We start from the raw sequence: 16,095 nt of genomic DNA on the forward strand, positions 1-16,095 counted from the left end.
AACCCTATGCCGCCGGGCTAGCATCAGGCAGATGGCAAGCCCGCACCGTCCCGCAGCACCCCCGAAAGCACGACCGGGCGACAGGATCGCCGTGCTGTCGACGTCTTTCGCCGCGCCAGCCGCCTATCCGGCCGTCCACGAGCAGGCACTACGGAGGCTGAGAGAGGTCACTGGGCTCGAGCCGGTCGAGTTCCCCACGACGCGGGCGCACAACCCGTCTCCCGAAGCACGGGCGGCCGACATCAACGCGGCTTTCGCGGATCCTTCCATCCGCGCCATCCAGGCCGTCGTCGGCGGCGACGACCTCATCACCGTGGTGCCCCACCTCGACGCGGACGCGGCGCTGAACGACCCGAAGCCCTTCCTGGGGTATTCCGACAACACCCACCTGCACAACTGGCTGTGGCACCTGGGCATCGCGAGCTACTACGGGGGCAGCACCCAGGTCCACCTCGGGCCCGGCCCCGACGTCGATGAGATCCACGCGCGCTCACTGCTCGCCGCGCTCATGAAGGGCGGCGCCATCGAGCTCACCCGCCCCGGACGATCCGAGGACTTCGGGCACGACTGGGCCGATCCGCGTGCGCTGACCGCTGAGGGGGACCGACGCCCCACGGAACCCTGGGTCTGGCTCGGGCCGCGTCGCGCGGTCAGCGGCCGAACGTGGGGCGGCTGCCTCGAAGTTGTGGTCGACATCCTTGCCGCCGGACGCTTCGAACTCGGCCCATCCGCGCTGGCAGGCGGAATCCTGCTCGTCGAGACCAGCGAGGAACTACCGTCGGCGACCCGCGTGCACCGGTATCTACGTGCCCTCGGCGAACGCGGACTGCTGAGCCACGTGGCCGGTGTGATGGTGGCCCAACCGCCGGTCTCCAGCTTCGACGACCAACCGGACGACGAGACGCGTACCCGGCGCCGCGCTGAGCAGGCCGACGCCGTCGAGCGGGTGGTGTCGCGGTACTGCCCGCACGCCGTGGTGGTGATCGGCGTGCCGTTCGGGCACACCAGGCCTCAATGGATCGTGCCGTACGGAGGCCGGATCACCGTGGACGGAATGGGGCGCCAGGTGACCGCCGACTATCTGTAGGGCTCACGCTCAGATCGCGACGAAGGGAGCGCTCAGCCACCCGCCCAGGGGACGTTCGGCTCTGACACCGGGCTCCTCGCTGGGCGCGAGATCGGTCGTACCCGCCAGCAACTCCTCCAGTAACACCCGCAACTCGAGCGTGGCGAGCGGTCGACCGGGGCAGACGTGGGGGCCCGCCCCGTAGACCAGGTTGGCCGCGGCGTTCCGTTCGGGCGCGTAGCGATCCGGATCACCGAACACGGCTGGATCTCGGTTCGCATCGGTCCACTCCACGGTCAGCTTCTCCCCTGCCCGGACCGGGCACCCGCCCACGGTCGCGTCCCGGGTCGCGCGGCGACGGTTGCTGACGAACGGGTCGTCGATCCGCAGGAGTTCGTCGATGGCGGCGTCGAGCCGGGCGGGATCGCCCACCCTGTCACGGACGTCCGCCTCGATCGCCGGGTCCGTGGCGATCTGGTGCACGACGACGCCGACGCACAACGCGAGCGACGTCAGATCCCCTCCGGTCCAGTTGCGCAGGATCGACACGATCTCCTCGTGGGTGAGGGCGCGGCCGTCGACCGTCTCGCGAAGAAGTTCGTCTGTGACGTCGCGCGGTGCCTCGTCGAGCCGGTCGAGCCGCGGTGCTGCGACCCTCCTGATAATGGCGTCGAACCGTTCGGCGACCTCGCGGGTGCGGTCCAGCTCCCCCGACCGGGTAGCCCGGGCGTTGTCGATCACCCAGTCGATGAGTTCTCCCTCAAAGTCCTGGGACCACCCGAGCCACGCCAACATCGCGTCGACGGAGAAACTGATCCCCAAGCCCCGCACCGCGTCGATGCTCTCGCCGCGTGGTAGCTCGCCCACCAGCCGACGGGCGACACTTCTCACCTGCGGCTCAAGCTCGGCCATCCGGTGCTCGCTGAAGTATGGGTCCAGGATCTCGCGGAAGCGCTCGTGGTCCGCGCCGTCAAGGTTGTTGGGGACCTGGAGGAAGCGCGACACCTTGCTTGAGTAGGTGGCGGGATCCTCCACCACCTTGAGCACCTCGGCGTGCCCGGTGACGCGGAGTTGGCCGTCGATTCGGTGAGCTGTCATGACCTCCAGCCTAACGACCGCAGATGCCGCGGATCATCAGGCCCAGGCCCCACTCGAAATCGCGCTCCGAGGCTGCCTCGTCCGGGGCAGTGGCCACGGAGAGCTGGGCCAACTGGAGCCGCGTCTGCTCGCCCGTGACATGGCCCAGGATGAAGTGGAGCAGCGCCGCCATCGTCGCGTCGGGCTGCTGCAATCCCGCGGCGATCAGAGCCTCTCGCCCTTCCAGGCAGGGGTCTACCTCGCCGAGGCCGAGGACCTGGGTCGAGGCCACTAGCTCGGCCGCATCGCGATGGGTCAGCAGCACACTGCGCAGCCCCCTGCCCCAGAGCCTGAGTGTCTCCCCCGGATCACCGGGGGTGGACACGGCCGGGCGCTCCGCGAGGATGTGGTCGGCCACCGCGGCCAGGAGGGACTGCTTGTTCGGCACGTGGTAGTACAGCGCGCCGGCCTGCACGCCGAGGGAGTCCGCAACACGGCGCATCGTGAGGTCGGCGAGGCCGTAGTCATCCAGGATCGCAAGTGCCGCCCCGACGATGGCCTGCTTGGTCAGAGCCATAGGCTACTCCCCGTGTGGAGGCGGAGATGGTCAGGCACGGGCCTCAGCCTAGACGACCGGTCTTGCCTCGGCGCACGTAGGATCGTCGGGTGCGTGACTTTCACAAGCCTGTCCATCGTCCTGCCGACGTGCTCGAATCCCTTCGTGGCGCGGGTGACCCGGCCGAACTGAGCAGCCTCGCCAACGACACGGCGGCGGCGCTGCTGGGCCGGGTCCGCGAGTCCGAGGATCCGGACATGGTGGACAGGGTCATCGCCTACGCCGACCGCAACGGCGTCGACGACGTCGCGGAACTCTGGGCCTCAGCGCCAGCCGCCAGCCTGCCGGGGGCGATGTGGCGCCTGTACCTGCTCCGGCATGCTGTGGTGACGAACCCGGAGGCCACCGGGTACCGATTCCGTCGCGGTCTCGAGGTGGACGGCGGCGTTCATCAGGCGATCGCGGGTAGCCGATCCGCACCGACGCCGGACCAGGTCGCAGATCTCGCCACGACCATCCTGCGCGGCGCCTTCACCGGCGATTTCGCCGACGCCCTCGAGCGCGCGTCAGCGTTCGCACGGGTCCTTGCCTTCGGCAGCTCTGACATCGACGATCACCGCCAGGCCAACGGCTACGACGGGATCGCCGACGAACTGCGTGGTTCTGCCCGCCTCTGGCGAGAAGGGCAGCTTCACTAGCGGCACCGTCAGGGATAGGAATTTGGAGGTTTGGCCGATCTCGCTACACTCGGAATCTGCCGGGCCGCGGTAACCCCGGGCTCCACTATTTGCCGCTACGAGCGGCCCTGCGCCGAGAGGCGTTCTGCGGCCCGGCCTGCAACTTTCCGATCACCGCCGATCCGAAGACCAGCAGCGAGACCCGAACGCCGACGCTCACCCGGAAACGCCACCGCGTAGACGGAAACGCCAACTCGCAGACGCAAACGCCAACGGGCACACGGAAACGCCAACGGACAGCCCGGAACGCCGACGGCGCTCAGCGAGACCTGCGATATATCAGGGGCATCGCTGAGCATCGCCGGCGAGTACCGATGTCAGTTGGCGTTCGGCTCTGCCTGTTGGCGTCGGCGCAGCCTGTCGGCGTCGGGGACCGCCTCAGGCGCGCTGAACAGCGCCGAATCGTTCAACTGCCACAGCGACCGCCGCCTGGCGGGCTTCGGCAGCCTCGGCGTCGGTGAGCGTCTTCGATCCCCTGAAGCGCAGGGCGAAGGCCAGCGACTTCTTACCCTCGCCCACCTGCTCCCCGGTGTACACGTCGAACAGAGAGATCGACTCCAGCAACTCGCCCGCGCCCTCCGCGAGCGCGGCCTCGACGTCGGCCGAGGACACGTCGGCGTCGACGATCAACGCCACGTCCTCCTTGGCCAAGGGGAACGCGGAGAGGGTGCTGATCGATCCCCCGCGCGTCGCGTGAAGCAGCAGCAGGTCCAGGTTGAACTCGACAGCGCACGTGCGCTCAGGCAGCCGGAAGGCCCGGATGACGGCGGGGTGCAGCTCTCCGGCGTAGCCGAGCGCGATGCCGTTGACCGACAACTCGGCACACCGCCCCGGATGCCACGGAGCCGCTTCGGCGTTGCGGCGGGTCAGCGTGATCCCCACCGCGCCGGCAGAGGCCTCGGCGAAGGCCACGACATGCGTCCAGTCCGCGGGCACGGCAGCACCCTGCCACCCCGCTGGGGTCCAGTTTCCGGTCACGACGGCCGCGATCGTCTCCGGCTGGGCCGGGATGGCGCCCTCGATCTCGGCGACCTCGGAGTCCGTCGGTCGCTGATCGACGCTGGGGCGGGGAGCCACTGTCGGGCCGCCGTCGAAGAAGACCTTGCCCTGTTCGAACAGCGCGAGATCGGTGAGGCTGCGCGACGTGTTGCGCGAGATCGCCTGGAACAGTCCGGGCAGCAGCGTGGTGCGGAGGAACGGGTGCGTCTCGGCCAGCGGGTTGGCCAGCCTGATGAGGTCGCGTCGGCGATCAGTGGCGGGCACCTGCAGCTGCTCGACCTCCTCGGCGGACGTGAACGGCAGGCTCAACACCTCTGTGAACCCCAATGCGGCCACCGCGCGCAGCGCCGCACGGCGATCGCGCAGGCGTGGGTTGAGTCCGCGGCTGACGGGCGGTACGGGAAGCTTCAGCCCGATCCGGTCGTAACCGATATGTCGGCCGACCTCCTCCACGACGTCGTACGGATCACGGAGGTCACCGCGCCAGCTGGGCACCTCGAGTGTCAGCGAATCGCCGAGCGATGTCACCGAGATTCCGCTGGCGCTGAGCCGCCGGACCGTCTCGTCCTGGCTCACGTCCGTGCCGAGCACGGCCGGGATGAGACCCGAGCGCAGCGAAACGCGGTGTGGCTCAGGCGCCGAACCGACCACGGTGAGCGCGGTCACAGCTCCTTGACCGTGCTGGGCCAGCAGATCCGCCGCGCGCTTGGCGGCCGCATACGGCAGCTGCGGATCGACGCCGCGCTCAAACCGCTTGGAGGCCTCGGACGGGAGTCCGTGGCGGCGGAAGGTGCGCGAGACCGACGCCGGATCGAAGTGGGCCGCCTCGAGCACGATCGCCGTGGTGGATTCCGAAACTTCGGTGGTCTCGCCGCCCATGACCCCCGCCAGTCCGATGGGACCGGAGTCGTCGGTGATGAGCAGATCGTCGACATCCAGGTCGCGGTCCTGGCCGTCGAGAGTGCGAAGGGTCTCACCAGCCGCCGCCTGACGGACACGGATGGGACCGGACAGCTTGGCGGCGTCGTAGGCGTGCAGCGGCTGGCCGGATTCGAGCATCACGTAGTTGGTGACGTCGACCGTGAGCGAGATGGAGCGAACCCCGGACGCGCGCAGTCGGTTCACCATCCACTCCGGCGACGGCGCGCCGGGGTCGATCCCCTCGATGGTGAGCGCCACGAACGCGCTGCAGCGCGGCGACTCCAGTTCCACGCGATGGCCGCCCTCGGTCTGCTCCGGGAGGCGCGCACGGTAGGGGTCGTCGAACGACACGCCGTTGGCGATTGCCGCCTCGCGTCCCAATCCGCGCATCGAGAGGCAGTAGGAGAGGTCCGGGGTGACGTCAATGTCGAGCACCTCGTCGGGAGCCCACAGGACCTGCGTCGCATCGTCGCCCGGCACCGCGGCGTCGGCAGCGAGGACCATGATCCCCTCGTGATCATCGCCGAGCCCCACCTCGTCCTCCGCGCAGATCATTCCGTCGGAGATGTGCCCGTACGTCTTCCGGGCCGAGATCTCGAAGTTGCCCGGCAGCACGGCCCCCGGCAGCGCCACCACGACGAGGTCACCGACCTCGAAGTTGAGGGCGCCGCAGACGATCCCCCGGCTGGCCGGATACTCGTCGCCGGCCGGATCGTTGTGGCTGCCCACATCGACGCGGCAGTAGCGAATGATCTTGCCGTTCTTCTGCGGCTCGTCGGTGAACGACAGCACACGCCCGACGATGAGTGGCCCGGTCACGGGCGAGGCGATCGTCTCGACGTGCTCGACCGTGAGGCCGAGGTTCGTGAACTGCTCCGCGATCGTCGCAGTGCTCACATCGGCTGGCAGCGCGACGAGGTCGCGCAGCCACGAGATGGGTGCCTTCATCGGGAACCTCCCAGGATTGAACGGCTGAAGCGGATATCGCCCTCGACGAAGTCGCGAAGATCGGGTGCCCCGGTGCGGAACATGACCGTGCGGTCCACGCCCATGCCGAAGGCGAAACCGGAGTAGACGTCGGGGTCGACGCCGCAGGCGCGCAGCACCCTCGGGTTGACGACGCCGCAGCCGCCCCACTCGATCCATCCCTCGGACTTGCACGTGCGGCACGGCGCGTCGGGGTTGCCGACGGAGGCGCCGTGGCAGACGAAGCACTCCAGGTCGACCTCGGCCGACGGCTCCGTGAACGGGAAGTAGTGCGGCCTCATCCGCGTCCTCACGTCGCCGAACATGGCGCGCGCGAGGTGGTCCAGCGTGCCGCGGAGGTCAGCCATCGAGATGCCCCTGTCCACGACGAGACCCTCCAACTGGTGGAAAACCGGCAGGTGTGTGGCGTCGTATTCATCAGCGCGGAAGACCTTTCCGGGGCTGATGACGTACAGCGGGACCCCGTACTCGAGGAGCGCCCGCGCCTGGACGGGCGATGTCTGCGTGCGCATGAGCTTGCCGCCCGAGGGCGGGTCGACCCACAGAGTGTCCTGCAGGGCGCGGGCGGGGTGATCCGGACCGAGGTTCAGGGCATCGAAGTTGTACCACTCCGCCTCGAGCTCCGGGCCGTCAGCGACCTCCCACCCCATGGCGACGAACACGTCGATCATCTCGTCGATGAGGGTGGTCACGGGATGCAGCGCACCCTGAGGCCGGAGCGTGACAGGCAGCGTCATGTCGACCCGCTCGACCACCAGCGACGCCTCGAGCTCGGCAGCGGCCACTTCATCCTGGCGCTCCGACAGCGCACGGCTCACCGTGCCGCGGGCTTCGCCCACCCGTCGGCCTGCCTCTTTGCGCGCCTGAGGCGGAAGGGCGCCGATCTCCCGGTTCGCCAGCGCCAACGGCGAGGTGTCCCCGGCGTGGTCATGACGCGCACGCTTCAGTTCCGCGGTCGAGGTCGCGGCAGCGATGGCCTCCAGCGCGTCGTGGACGTAGCGTTCGATGGCGGACGCGTCGAGAGCCGCGACCTGCTTCGGGTCGAAGTTGTCATTGGGCCCGGACATCAGTTACTCCCCTTGCCTGTTTCACGACGTTGCGCCGAGGCCGTGGCGTACAGGCACACCGCGGCAGCGCTGGAAAGATTGAGGCTCTCGGCCTGGCCCCACATTGGCACGGCGACAACCTCGTCGGCCAATCGGGCATCGTCGGCGGGCAACCCCCATGCCTCGTTGCCCATGATCCAGGCGATCGGGCCCGACAGGCCGCCGGACGCGGCCTTCAGGTCCAGTGGGTCGCCCTCGCCGTCGGCAGCGAGCACGGTCATGCCCAGGCCCTTGACCCGCTCCACCGCCTCCGCGAGAGTCACGCCCGTGAGGATGGGCAGGTGGAAGATGCTGCCGACCGTTGAGCGGACGGTCTTGGGGTTGTAGATCTCGACGGAGCCGGACGTGAGGATGACCGCGTCCGCGCCGAAGGCGTCGGCGCAGCGGATGACTGTCCCGGCGTTACCCGGGTCGCGCACCTGCGCGCAGATGACCACGAGGCGGGCGCCGTCGAGCGACTCCCAGTCGAAGTCCAGCTGACGGCACACCGCGACGACGCCCTGGGGCGTGACGGTATCGCTCAGTTGGCGCATCTGATGCTCGTCGGCCTGCCACACCGGCAGCTCCAGCCCGTCGAGAAGATCAGCGTGGCGTACGGCGTCGTCCACGATGATCTCCTGGACGCGGCCCGGACTGCCCAGCGCCTCCCTGACTGCCTGGCGGCCCTCCGCGAGGAACATGCCAGTCAGGTCACGGCCGCGGCGCTGCGTCAAACGACGAACCGAACGCAGCACCGAGGCCGGCAGGCCAGGGGCAGCGTTCGGTTCGGTGGTCACTGACCCGCCTCTCAGGCGGCAGCGGCAGGCTGGTTGTCCTTGGCGATGGCAACGAGCGCGTTGAAGGCCGCGGTGTCGTTGACGGCCAGCTCGGCCAGGATCTTGCGGTCCACTTCAACGCCGGCGTTCTTGAGGCCGTTGATGAAGCGGTTGTAGGTCATGCCCTCGGCACGGACGGCAGCGTTGATGCGCTGGATCCACAGGCTGCGGAAGTCGCCCTTCTTGGCGCGACGATCGCGGTACGAGTAGGTGGCCGAGTGCAGCAGCTGCTCCTTGGCCTTGCGGTACAGGCGGGACCGCTGACCGCGGTAGCCGGAGGCCTGCTCGAGAACTTCGCGACGCTTCTTCATCGCATTCACAGAACGCTTAACGCGTGCCATGGCTAACTCCTAGGGAAAGTGGGTGTTCAGGGGTGGGGGGAGGGCGAGGGCTCAGCGGCCCTTGTGCTTGCCGAGCAGCTTGCGGACCTTCTTGGCGTCAGCCGGAGCCACGGACTCCGGGCTGGACAGGCGGCGGGTACGCACCGACGACTTGTGCTCGTTGAGGTGGCCGAGGTTGGCCTGGCGACGCAGGAGCTTGCCCGTCCCCGTCGTCTTGAACCGCTTCTTCGCGCCGGAGTGCGACTTCATCTTCGGCATGGTTGGCTCGCTTTCTTCTCTGTGGGATTGACGCTCTGAGGGTGCTCAGAGGTCGATGTCTGGATCCATGTTGTCGGCCGGTCCGCGCTTCTTCTTCGCGGCGACGGTCGTGTGCTGCGCACGGAGTTCGGCCTCGGCGGCCTTCTCCTCCTGCTGCTTCTGCGCGCGCTCCGCCATGCGGCGCTCGCGGTCGCTCTGCTGATCGACCTTGGCTTCGGTCTTCTTCTTCGTCGGGCCGAGCACCATGAGCATGTTGCGGCCGTCCTGCTTCGGAGCCGCCTCGACGAAGCCGAATTCAGCGACATCCTCGGCAAGGCGCTGCAGCAGCTGCATGCCCAATTCCGGGCGCGACTGCTCGCGGCCGCGGAACATGATGGTGATCTTGACCTTGTCGCCAGCCTTGAGGAAGCGGACGACGTGGCCCTTCTTCGTCTCGTAGTCGTGCGCGTCGATCTTGAGGCGGAGTTTCATCTCCTTGGTGACCGTGTTCGACTGGTTCTTGCGGGCGTCGCGCACCTTCTGCGCCGCCTCGTACTTGAACTTGCCGTAGTCCATCAGCTTCGCGACGGGCGGACGCGCCATGGGCGCCACCTCGACGAGATCGAGATCGTTCTCCGCCGCCAGACGCAGGGCGTCCTCGACGCGCACGATGCCTACCTGCTCGCCTTTGGGGCCGACGAGCCGGACTTCGGGTACTCGGATGCGATCGTTGATCCGCGGTTCAGTGCTGATGGGTCCTCCAGTGAGAGATGTTGTCCAGTTGCGGCAGCAATTAAGGCCCCCCGCGCATGCGGAAGGCCCTTGCGTCAAAGGTCGCGACGAACGCGACCATCTGGCGACCCGGCTACCTGGGGCGGCTCGGGTGGGAGGAACTCCACTTGCTGAGGGACAGCAGAACTGTCACCGGCTGTCGATTCTACGTGACGACGCCCGCATCTGCCAATCGCGCCCTCCCAGGGATCACGAGTCCGTCGTCACCCAGGCGAACTCGCCGTCGTCGAACTCGACGAGGGAGTGGCCCTGAGCGAGCATCGCAAGGAGATCTCCCTCGATCACAAACGGGACGGGGCCCGCGACGTCGAGGAGGAGCTTCGAGGCACCTGCAGGTTCCACCGTGGCACAGAGTTCGTCCAGGTGGCAGGGGACGGGGCGGGCGTCGGGCTGCCAGGCCCGCAACGAGTCGTACCCCGTGAAAGCCAGAAGGTAGTCCGACCCTTCGTCGGCCAGCGTCACCGCCGCCATCTCTGCGTGGCGGTCGGGGTCGGGGTGATCCGTGTCGTCGCCGCTGGCCACGATCGGGAGCAGCAGGCGGCTCGAGCAAAGAGCGACGATCGCCCTCGTGTACCCGGTCCGGTCGTCCGCACGAGCTATGGCCGCCCGCGTCAGTGGATCCGGCGCGCCGTCGTCCCCGGCGAAACGGGCGCTCGGCTGGGCCAGGGATCGGAGCTCAGTCATACGCTCGAGACTAGCCCGCCGCCAGCCGACCCTCCCAGTCGGGTGTGCGAGACTGGGCGCATGGCCCTCGACTTCATCATCACCTTGGCGCTCGCCATCGGCATCCTCGCGATCGCAGCTGGCCTGACCGCCCGCAGTCGGCGTGCGCGGCCAGCCGTCGCGGGCCTCGGGTTGGCGATGATCCCGGTGGGCCTCTACCTCACCGGGCTGACGACACTCATCATCAACGGGGTGCGAAGCATCATCGACTGGCTGATGCGGACTCCGTGGACCGACGCGATCTCGTGGGGCATCGGTCTCCTCGTGGGTGGGATCGTGCTGCTCGTCATCGCTGGCTTCCTACCCAGGGAGGCCAAGCCGCGGCCGGTCCATCCTGATGCGAGGGCTACGGCACCGGCCAAACAGGCCTCCACCGCGCCCGGCCAACGCCCCGTTGCGCCCCCGGCCAAGCCTGGCCCGGCTCCCGCGACCGCCAAGTCAAAGGCGGCCGCGGACCCCGAAGACGCCGAGATTGAAGAACTGCTGCGCAAGCGCGGCATCATGTGATCTGAGCACACCTCGGACCGCGAAACGTCGACGCCCGCGATGAGTCGCGGGCGTCGATGGTTTGTGGGCGGCGCAGATGGCCCTGTTGCCTAGTTGTCGTCGACCCGGTTCGCGTCGTAGCCCTGGGAGGTGGCCCCCTGCTCGACCAGCCAGCGCCTCAGTTCCCGCACCTTGCGCTGACCGCGCTCCCCTTCGAGGAACTGGACGGCCAGGACCGGCTTGCGCTTGAGGTCGCCGTCGTCCTTGATGAGCAGCGACGACCACGCGTCGCCGGGACGGAGGCGGAAACCCGCGATCTCCGACACTGGATAGCGGCGGACGAACGGGCCGTTGCGCACCGTCACCACGCCGTCCTGCGCCCAGAGCCGCGAGTAGCCGACCGACAGCATGACGCCGATCATGACGAGCACGAAGAACAGCAGGGTGCCCGCCTGCGCGATCGTCACCTGCGCACGGATGCCCGGGCCGAGCGCCCACCACCCGTAGAGCGCCAGGGACAGCAGCACGGCAGACGCGACGACGGACGTCATGAGCGCCGGAGCGCTGGTGTAGCTCAGCCGGTCGGGCACCTTCTGTTCGGTCACAGCCGGCACGCCGCCAACTCGGTCAAAAGGATGCCGCGAGCGCCCGCCTCGTAAAGACGGTCCATGAGGAGGTGCGCTCCCTTGCGCGGCACCAGCACCCGCACCGCCGACCAACCGCTCTTTGCGAGCGTCGACACGGTCGGACCCTCGACGCCGGGCGCCAGCGCCAGCGTCGTCTCGAGGTGCTCGGTGTCGACGTTGTAGTCCATCATGAAGAAGTTCTGCGCCACCAGCACCGACCGCAGCCTGGTCTTCAGTCCCTCTGCGGTGGCGGGGAGCTCGGCGTTGTTGCGCTGGATGAGCACAGCCTCCGATGTGCAGATTGGGTCGCCGAAGAGTTCCAGACCGGCCCGCTTCAGCGTGGTTCCGGTGTCGACGACGTCGGCGACGACATCCGCCACGCCGAGGCGGATGGCCGATTCGACAGCTCCATCGAGCTTGACGAGCTCAGCGTTGATCCCCTTGTCCTCGAAGTATCCGGCGAGCAGATCCGGGTAGGACGTAGCGACGCGCTTCCCTTCGATGTCGGCGATCGTCATCGACGATCCGCCGGGGGCCGCGAACAGGAACCGCGAACCGGCGAACCCCAACTCCATGATCTCGGTCGCCTCCGCGCGGGAGTCGAGCAGCATGTCCCGGCCGGTGATGCCGAGATCCAGATGGCCGCGACCGATGTACACCGCGATGTCCCGGGGCCGAAGGTAGTAGAACTCGACGCCATGGTCGGAGTCGATGAGGGTGAGGTCCTTGGCGTCGGTGCGCTGCCGGTAGCCGGCGGCCTTCAGCATGGCGGCTGCGGGTTCGGCGAGAGCGCCCTTGTTCGGGACGGCGATGCGCAGAAGGCGATCAGTGGTCACGGTTTCCTCAGAGATAGCGGTTGACGTCGTCGAGGTCGAGATCCAGCGCGATCATCATCACCTGCAGGTGGTAGATGAGCTGGCTGATCTCCTCGGCGGCTTGTTCCTTCGACTCGTGCTCAGCGGCCATCCAGACCTCGGCGGCCTCCTCCACGATCTTCTTCCCGATCGAGTGGACGCCCGCGTCGAGCCGCGCGACAGTGCCAGACCCCTCAGGCCTGGTTCGCGCGGTTTCGGTGAGTTGGGCAAAGAGCTGGTCGAAAGTCTTCACGTGCGCAGACTACCGGCTTCCACTCAGCGCCCCCGACAGGGCGGCGGAGGGTGAAACGCCCCGACGGCTCCGACGGAGGGCCGTGACCACACTCACGAGGAACGTCCGTCGAAGGGTGGTCCCTGAGCAGTGACGAGCGCTCTGCGCGAGGAACGTCCGTCGAAGGGTAACGGCCCCGTTCATCCCCGCCGCCCCGTGCACGGGCGGTGACCACACTCGAGGCCGCGACAAGCTCAGGGAACGAGGAACGAAAAGCTCAGGGAACGACAGCGCTCGGCTAGAGCTTGATGCCGAGCAGAGCGTCGATCGCCTGCACCATGTCCGAGACCGCCGAGGTGTCGTCGCTCTCGATCGCCATGCTCGCCGCCACCCAGGCGTCGACAGTGGCGAGCGCAGCCGGCGCGTTGAGGTCGTTGCGGAGCGCCGTTCGCATGGCCGCGATCGTCTCCCCCGCGGGCATGGCCGTCGCGTTGTTCAGCACGCCGCGCCACGCCGTCAGCCGCTCCGTGGCGCGCTCCAGCTTGTCCGGGGTCCAGTCCCAGTTGCTGCGGTAGTGGTTGTCCATGAGCGCGAGGCGGATGGCCATGGGGTCGGCTCCGGCGTGGCGAAGGCGGCTCACCAGCTCGAGGTTGCCCTTGGACTTGCTCATCTTCTCGCCGTCGAGCCCCACCATGCCGGAGTGCACGAATGCCTCGGCCATCGGCTCGTGGGCCGCAGCGATCGCTTCGGCCGCGCACATCTCGTGATGCGGAAAGACGAGGTCCGAGCCACCTCCCTGCACGTCGAAGTTCGGTCCGAGGTAGCGCATGGCGATCGCGGTGCACTCGATGTGCCAGCCGGGTCGCCCGGCACCCAGCGACGACGTCCAGCTCGGCTCGTCCGGCCTAGCGAACCTCCACACGAGGCAGTCGAGGGGGTGCCGCTTGCCGGGACGGTCGGGGTCCCCGCCGTTTTCCCGGAACAACTCGATCATGCGGCTCTCGTCGAGGTTGCTCACTCCCCCGAACCCTTCGGCGCCGACCGTGTTGAAGTACCAGTCGGGGTGCTGGTCGTCGTCCACCTGGTAGACGAGTCCGCTGGGCAGGAGTTGCTCGATGAGGTCGATGACGCAGGAGATCGACTCGACGGCACCGATGTAGTGCCGCGGTGGGATGACCCGCAGATCCTGCATGTCGCTGCGGAAGAGCTCGATCTGGTCCTCGGCGAGCTCCTCCCATTCCTGGCCGGTCTCGGCCGCGCGCTCCAGCAGCGGGTCGTCGACGTCGGTGACGTTCTGGGTGTAATCGACGTCGAGGCCGAGGTCCAGCCAGACCCGCTGCACGAGGTCAAAGGTGACGTAGGTGTTGGCGTGACCGAGGTGCGTCGCGTCGTACGGGGTGATCCCGCAGACGTACATCCGGGCGGCACCGTCATTCGGGCCAACCTCGGTCAGGCTCTGAGCGGCAGTGTCGAAGAGAGTGAGCCGGCCCGGCACCGAGTCGTCGGACTTCGGGAGGCTGGGGACGGCGACAGGGGCCCACGCATACATGCGCCCAAACTTAGCCTGAATCCAGACAGTGTCGCGCGCCGGCGGTCACGTGCTGGGCGATCAGAGCGGAGGCCACGGGATGCCGGGCCACCGTCCGCTCGGCATCGGCATGGTGCCAGCCTCCAGGAGGGCCTTGGCGCGGCGCCTGAGCGCCTCCCACTCGTCGTCGTCCAGGCCCGGCGCCAGTGGCGCGGTCAGCGACGCGACGTCGGAGCAGAGTGCCAGCTCGGCGTCGCTCAGCGGATCCCCGGCCCATCCCCACAACACGGTGCGCAGTTTGTCGTCCACGTGCATGCTGACCCCATGGTCGACGCCGAAGAGTTTCGCGCCGGCGGCGATGAGGTGGCTGGCTTTGCGGTCGGAGTTGTTCAGCAGGGCGTCGAACACTGCGACGGTCCGCAGCCGCCCGTCGTCGCTGTGTGCCAGGACGACGGGCGCGCCGTCCTCGTCCTCTGCGGCGAGGATGGGTAGCCAGTTCTCGTCGATCCGCTCCGGACGAAGCAGCGCGATGGTGTCTGTGGGCTCACCCTCGACCCACGCCTGGACTGAGCCTTCTCCCAGGGGGCCGTCGGCCCAGACGGTCAGCGGGACGATCCCGAGGCCGAGATGCTCGGACAACGCATGGGCCGCCACCTCGCGGCGTCCGAGCGTCGCCTCAGGAAAGTCCCACAGCGGGGCTTCGCCGGCGACCGGCTTGTACACCCAGAGCGACTCGTCTTCGTCAGAGGCCAGGAACGTGCCGTTCGACGCGTCGACCAGCCGTCCGACGAGGGTCAGCTTCATGGGAACAGCGGGCCCCGGTAGCCATTAGCCCGCGGGCAGATGTGGCTGGAGCCTTCGAGCGGCTGACCGCACGCGGGGCAGGGCGGGCGTCCGGAGGCCACCACAACCTCCGCCCTGGCGGCGAACTCTCTGGCCATCGCGGGCGTCAGTAGCACCTGCAGCAACGCGTTCTCGTCGGACTCGTCCTCTGGCCCGGCCATCAGCTCGATGAGGAGCCGCTGCCGCTCGTGATCCCAGGCGAGCCCGATGGCCGCTGCGCGGAAGGTGACCTCGAGGGGGGCGTCGAGAGGCCCCAGATCTGCCGGCGGTTGTTCATCCGGCACGTCGTGCCCGAGCTCGGCGAGCTGTTCCAGCACCTCCTTGATACGGATGCCCAGCATCTGTGCCTGCTGCTTCTCGATGGCCACCGCCGCCAGCTGGCCGCCCTCGGCCACCTGGATGAGGAACAGCCGGTTGCCGGGGGATCCGACCGTGCCGACGATGCAGCGGTCGGGGCGATTGAACTCCAGCATCATGCCGGCCAGCCTATTGCCTGCCCACGTCTCCGCCGCCAACGACCGGCCCCCGGGCGACTCCGAGGTGTGCGGCCAGGGCGCCGCCGACGTTGACGCAGAGCACCATCGGGTGGGGCTGGCGGTAATCGATCGCGCTGATCCCGGCGGGTGCCACATGGATGCGCTGGAAGTCGTCGCGGCGCATCCCGAAGGCGTGCGCGAGGATGCCCTTGATGGGATCGCCGTGTGAGAAGGCCACGATCGTCTCGTCGTCGGCGTGGCGGCCCGTGAGCTCGTCGATGGCCGCAGAAACCCTGTCGAACATGCCTGTCATCGTCTCGCCTCCGGGGAAGCTCACCTCCGTGGGCCGGGCCTGGATGTCGGTCCAGACCTGCTCCTTCATGAGCTCGTCCAACTTCAGTCCGGTCCAGTCCCCGTAGTCACACTCGCTCAATCCGTCCGCCACCTCGGCATCCGGGAAGCCGGCCAGAGCAGCCGTTTCCCGGCAGCGCTCGATCGGGGACGTGTAGGCGGCAGCGACCTGCACCCCCGAGAGCGCCTCCCTCAGCGCTTCGGCCTGCGCCCGGCCGAATTCGTCGAGGGCCACAGCCGCCCGCCCGGCCAGCACGCCAGCCGCGTTCGCCGTCGACCGGCCGTGCCGGATGAGGACCACCTTCGTCATGGCGCAAGCGTAGTCGGCGCTCCGGATGGGGA

At 68.4% G+C, this 16,095-nt stretch carries 19 protein-coding genes; 3 read left to right on the top strand and 16 right to left on the bottom strand.

Translation table 11 applies throughout. The annotated features are described in order from the left end of the window. Positions 1-31 precede the first annotated feature (31 nt). Positions 32-1,087, top strand: a complete 1,056-nt coding sequence (locus RPIT_RS08165) for a S66 family peptidase (protein ID WP_077342199.1) — start codon at positions 32-34, stop codon at positions 1,085-1,087. 9 nt (positions 1,088-1,096) lie between these two features. Here the strand turns inward: RPIT_RS08165 and RPIT_RS08170 are convergent, their stop codons facing one another. Together RPIT_RS08170 and RPIT_RS08175 are read right to left on the bottom strand one after the other, a co-directional pair. Beyond that, positions 1,097-2,164 (bottom strand): cytochrome P450, encoded by a 1,068-nt coding sequence (locus tag RPIT_RS08170; protein ID WP_077342201.1) that lies wholly within the window; start codon positions 2,162-2,164, stop codon positions 1,097-1,099. A 10-nt stretch (positions 2,165-2,174) separates the two neighbouring features. Beyond that, on the bottom strand, positions 2,175-2,720 hold the full coding sequence (locus RPIT_RS08175) for a TetR family transcriptional regulator (RefSeq protein WP_077342203.1): 546 nt from the start codon (positions 2,718-2,720) through the stop codon (positions 2,175-2,177). Between the two features lie 89 nt (positions 2,721-2,809). Here RPIT_RS08175 and RPIT_RS08180 point away from each other — a divergent pair, with 89 nt between their 5' ends. Beyond that, positions 2,810-3,397 carry a hypothetical protein gene (locus RPIT_RS08180; protein WP_077342205.1) on the top strand — a complete coding sequence of 196 codons (588 nt, stop codon included), beginning with the start codon at positions 2,810-2,812 and terminating at the stop codon, positions 3,395-3,397. A gap of 417 nt (positions 3,398-3,814) precedes the next feature. Here RPIT_RS08180 and pheT read toward each other — a convergent pair whose 3' ends face one another. The 7 genes from pheT to RPIT_RS08215 all read right to left on the bottom strand — a co-directional run bounded on the left by pheT (position 3,815) and on the right by RPIT_RS08215 (position 10,318). Further along, positions 3,815-6,304 carry a phenylalanine--tRNA ligase subunit beta gene (pheT, locus tag RPIT_RS08185; RefSeq protein ID WP_077342207.1) on the bottom strand — a complete coding sequence of 830 codons (2,490 nt, stop codon included), beginning with the start codon at positions 6,302-6,304 and terminating at the stop codon, positions 3,815-3,817. Further along, complete coding sequence (gene pheS / locus RPIT_RS08190) at positions 6,301-7,410, bottom strand: phenylalanine--tRNA ligase subunit alpha (RefSeq protein ID WP_077342209.1); 1,110 nt, start codon at positions 7,408-7,410, stop codon at positions 6,301-6,303. Before pheS ends, pheT begins: the two co-directional genes overlap by 4 nt. Further along, complete coding sequence (locus RPIT_RS08195; protein WP_226996234.1) at positions 7,410-8,225, bottom strand: TrmH family RNA methyltransferase; 816 nt, start codon at positions 8,223-8,225, stop codon at positions 7,410-7,412. Before RPIT_RS08195 ends, pheS begins: the two co-directional genes overlap by 1 nt. 11 nt (positions 8,226-8,236) lie before the next feature. After that, positions 8,237-8,605, bottom strand: a complete 369-nt coding sequence (gene rplT, locus RPIT_RS08200) for a 50S ribosomal protein L20 (RefSeq protein ID WP_077342211.1) — start codon at positions 8,603-8,605, stop codon at positions 8,237-8,239. Positions 8,606-8,656: 51 nt separating this feature from the next. Then, positions 8,657-8,863, bottom strand: a complete 207-nt coding sequence (gene rpmI, locus RPIT_RS08205; protein ID WP_077342213.1) for a 50S ribosomal protein L35 — start codon at positions 8,861-8,863, stop codon at positions 8,657-8,659. Positions 8,864-8,908: 45 nt separating this feature from the next. Continuing rightward, entirely contained in the window at positions 8,909-9,595 is a 687-nt protein-coding gene (infC, locus tag RPIT_RS08210) for a translation initiation factor IF-3 (protein WP_093665116.1), read from the bottom strand. Between the two features lie 228 nt (positions 9,596-9,823). After that, positions 9,824-10,318 (bottom strand): SseB family protein, encoded by a 495-nt coding sequence (locus RPIT_RS08215; protein WP_077342217.1) that lies wholly within the window; start codon positions 10,316-10,318, stop codon positions 9,824-9,826. A 60-nt stretch (positions 10,319-10,378) separates the two neighbouring features. On the opposite strand from RPIT_RS08215, the gene RPIT_RS08220 reads away from it, so the two are divergent. Continuing rightward, positions 10,379-10,864 (top strand): hypothetical protein, encoded by a 486-nt coding sequence (locus RPIT_RS08220; protein WP_077342219.1) that lies wholly within the window; start codon positions 10,379-10,381, stop codon positions 10,862-10,864. 89 nt (positions 10,865-10,953) lie between these two features. On the opposite strand, the gene RPIT_RS08225 is transcribed toward RPIT_RS08220, so the two are convergent. From RPIT_RS08225 to RPIT_RS08255, 7 genes are all read right to left on the bottom strand, one after another. After that, the gene (locus tag RPIT_RS08225) at positions 10,954-11,448 is read right to left on the bottom strand and encodes a PH domain-containing protein (RefSeq protein ID WP_093665110.1); all 495 of its coding nucleotides are present in this window, start codon (positions 11,446-11,448) and stop codon (positions 10,954-10,956) included. Next, positions 11,445-12,236: an ATP phosphoribosyltransferase gene (gene hisG, locus RPIT_RS08230; RefSeq protein WP_237267868.1), complete on the bottom strand. Its 792-nt coding sequence runs from the start codon at positions 12,234-12,236 to the stop codon at positions 11,445-11,447. The genes RPIT_RS08225 and hisG overlap by 4 nt, the downstream gene beginning before the upstream one ends. Positions 12,237-12,312: 76 nt before the next feature. Further along, entirely contained in the window at positions 12,313-12,576 is a 264-nt protein-coding gene (locus RPIT_RS08235) for a phosphoribosyl-ATP diphosphatase (RefSeq protein ID WP_077342225.1), read from the bottom strand. Between the two features lie 277 nt (positions 12,577-12,853). Beyond that, positions 12,854-14,104, bottom strand: a complete 1,251-nt coding sequence (gene mshC / locus RPIT_RS08240) for a cysteine--1-D-myo-inosityl 2-amino-2-deoxy-alpha-D-glucopyranoside ligase (protein ID WP_077342227.1) — start codon at positions 14,102-14,104, stop codon at positions 12,854-12,856. Positions 14,105-14,164: 60 nt separating this feature from the next. Then, entirely contained in the window at positions 14,165-14,887 is a 723-nt protein-coding gene (locus tag RPIT_RS08245; protein WP_077342229.1) for an SCO1664 family protein, read from the bottom strand. Beyond that, a complete protein-coding gene (locus RPIT_RS08250; RefSeq protein ID WP_218121664.1) occupies positions 14,884-15,402 on the bottom strand; it encodes a DUF3090 domain-containing protein in 519 nt (172 codons plus the stop codon). The genes RPIT_RS08245 and RPIT_RS08250 overlap by 4 nt, the downstream gene beginning before the upstream one ends. A gap of 10 nt (positions 15,403-15,412) precedes the next feature. Beyond that, complete coding sequence (locus tag RPIT_RS08255; protein WP_077342231.1) at positions 15,413-16,063, bottom strand: histidine phosphatase family protein; 651 nt, start codon at positions 16,061-16,063, stop codon at positions 15,413-15,415. Positions 16,064-16,095: the final 32 nt, after the last annotated feature.

It is taken from the genome of Tessaracoccus flavus (assembly GCF_001997295.1).
In the GTDB taxonomy this organism is placed as follows: Bacteria; Actinomycetota; Actinomycetes; order Propionibacteriales; family Propionibacteriaceae; genus Arachnia; species Arachnia flava.

What these genes read in the sequence shown, in the direction of transcription:
- RPIT_RS08165 (WP_077342199.1), top strand. Translation starts at nt 32, where the DNA reads ATGGCAAGCCCGCACCGTCCCGCAGCACCCCCGAAAGCACGACCGGGC.
- RPIT_RS08170 (WP_077342201.1), bottom strand. Translation starts at nt 2,164, where the DNA reads ATGACAGCTCACCGAATCGACGGCCAACTCCGCGTCACCGGGCACGCC.
- RPIT_RS08175 (WP_077342203.1), bottom strand. Translation starts at nt 2,720, where the DNA reads ATGGCTCTGACCAAGCAGGCCATCGTCGGGGCGGCACTTGCGATCCTG.
- pheT (WP_077342207.1), bottom strand. Translation starts at nt 6,304, where the DNA reads ATGAAGGCACCCATCTCGTGGCTGCGCGACCTCGTCGCGCTGCCAGCC.
- pheS (WP_077342209.1), bottom strand. Translation starts at nt 7,410, where the DNA reads ATGTCCGGGCCCAATGACAACTTCGACCCGAAGCAGGTCGCGGCTCTC.
- rplT (WP_077342211.1), bottom strand. Translation starts at nt 8,605, where the DNA reads ATGGCACGCGTTAAGCGTTCTGTGAATGCGATGAAGAAGCGTCGCGAA.
- rpmI (WP_077342213.1), bottom strand. Translation starts at nt 8,863, where the DNA reads ATGCCGAAGATGAAGTCGCACTCCGGCGCGAAGAAGCGGTTCAAGACG.
- RPIT_RS08215 (WP_077342217.1), bottom strand. Translation starts at nt 10,318, where the DNA reads ATGACTGAGCTCCGATCCCTGGCCCAGCCGAGCGCCCGTTTCGCCGGG.
- RPIT_RS08220 (WP_077342219.1), top strand. Translation starts at nt 10,379, where the DNA reads ATGGCCCTCGACTTCATCATCACCTTGGCGCTCGCCATCGGCATCCTC.
- hisG (WP_237267868.1), bottom strand. Translation starts at nt 12,236, where the DNA reads ATGCTGAAGGCCGCCGGCTACCGGCAGCGCACCGACGCCAAGGACCTC.
- mshC (WP_077342227.1), bottom strand. Translation starts at nt 14,104, where the DNA reads ATGTATGCGTGGGCCCCTGTCGCCGTCCCCAGCCTCCCGAAGTCCGAC.
- RPIT_RS08245 (WP_077342229.1), bottom strand. Translation starts at nt 14,887, where the DNA reads ATGAAGCTGACCCTCGTCGGACGGCTGGTCGACGCGTCGAACGGCACG.
- RPIT_RS08250 (WP_218121664.1), bottom strand. Translation starts at nt 15,402, where the DNA reads ATGATGCTGGAGTTCAATCGCCCCGACCGCTGCATCGTCGGCACGGTC.
- RPIT_RS08255 (WP_077342231.1), bottom strand. Translation starts at nt 16,063, where the DNA reads ATGACGAAGGTGGTCCTCATCCGGCACGGCCGGTCGACGGCGAACGCG.